At 71.2% G+C, this 1,099-nt stretch carries 1 pseudogene; it reads left to right on the top strand.

The annotated features are described in order from the left end of the window. A pseudogene (locus GGR40_RS22115) lies at positions 1-1,099 on the top strand (hypothetical protein); the annotation flags it as partial.

Here is a 1,099-nt window from a genome sequence, read left to right as displayed (position 1 = left end):
AGGTTCGCCAGACCGATGCGGCAGGCAACACCAGCCCGGCCTTCGCGCTGGGCGCGGTGACGGTGGATGCGACCATCCTCCCGCCGACGGTGGCGTTGGCGAGCGACACCGCGACGCCGGGCGATGGCCTGACCAGTGACGGCACTGTCAATGTGGGCGGCCTGGAACCGGGCGCGACGTGGGAGTACAGCCTTGACGGCGGCGCCACGTGGGTTGCCGGCAGCGGCACCAGCTTCGAGCTGGCCGAGGGCACCTATACCGGCGTTCAGGTGCGCAGCACCGATGTGGCGGGCAACGTCAGCGCACCCGCTGCGCTGGGGCCGGTGACGGTGGTGACGAGCCCGGCAGGCGATCTGACGCTTGAACTGGCCGACGACACCGGCGCCAGCGCCGTCGACGGAGTGACGAACGACGGCACCGTCAATGTGGGCGGCCTCGCGCCGGGCGCGACCTTCGAGTACAGCACCGATGGCGGCGCGACCTGGCAACAGGGCACCGGCACCGGCTTCGTGCTGGCCGACGGCACTTATGCCGACGTGCAGGTGAGGCAGGTCGATGGTGCGGGCAACACCGGTCCTGCGACCTCGCTGGGCGCGGTGACGGTGGATACGAGCGCGCCGGCCGCGCTGGTCCCGGCACTGGTCAACGACACCGGCACGCCGGGCGACGGGGTGACCGGCAACGGCACCGTCAGCGTCGGCGGCCTCGAGAGCGGCGCGCGCTTCGAGTACAGCCTTGACGGCGGCACGACGTGGCAGCAGGGCAGCGGCAGCAGCTTCACGCTGGGTGCAGGTACCTATGCCGACGTGCAGGTGCGGCAGATCGATGTGGCCGGCAATGTGGGCCCGGTGGCCTCGCTGGGCGCGGTGACCGTCGATGCGAGCGCGAACGCACCGACCGCAGCGCTGACCACCGACAGCGGCCTTGCCGGCGATGGCGTGACGAACGACGGCAGCGTCACCGTCTCGGGCCTCGAGCCGGGCGCAAGCTTCGAGTACAGCACCGACGGCGGCGTAACCTGGATCGCCGGCACCGGCAGCAGCTTCACGCTGGCCGAGGGCACATATGCCAACGTACAGGTGCGCCAGACCGATGCGGC

It is taken from the genome of Novosphingobium gossypii, assembly GCF_050433305.1.
GTDB lineage: Bacteria > Pseudomonadota > Alphaproteobacteria > Sphingomonadales > Sphingomonadaceae > Novosphingobium > Novosphingobium gossypii.
The sequence above is the reverse complement of the archived record's forward strand: the minus strand, read 5'-3'. Positions and strand labels throughout refer to the sequence as shown.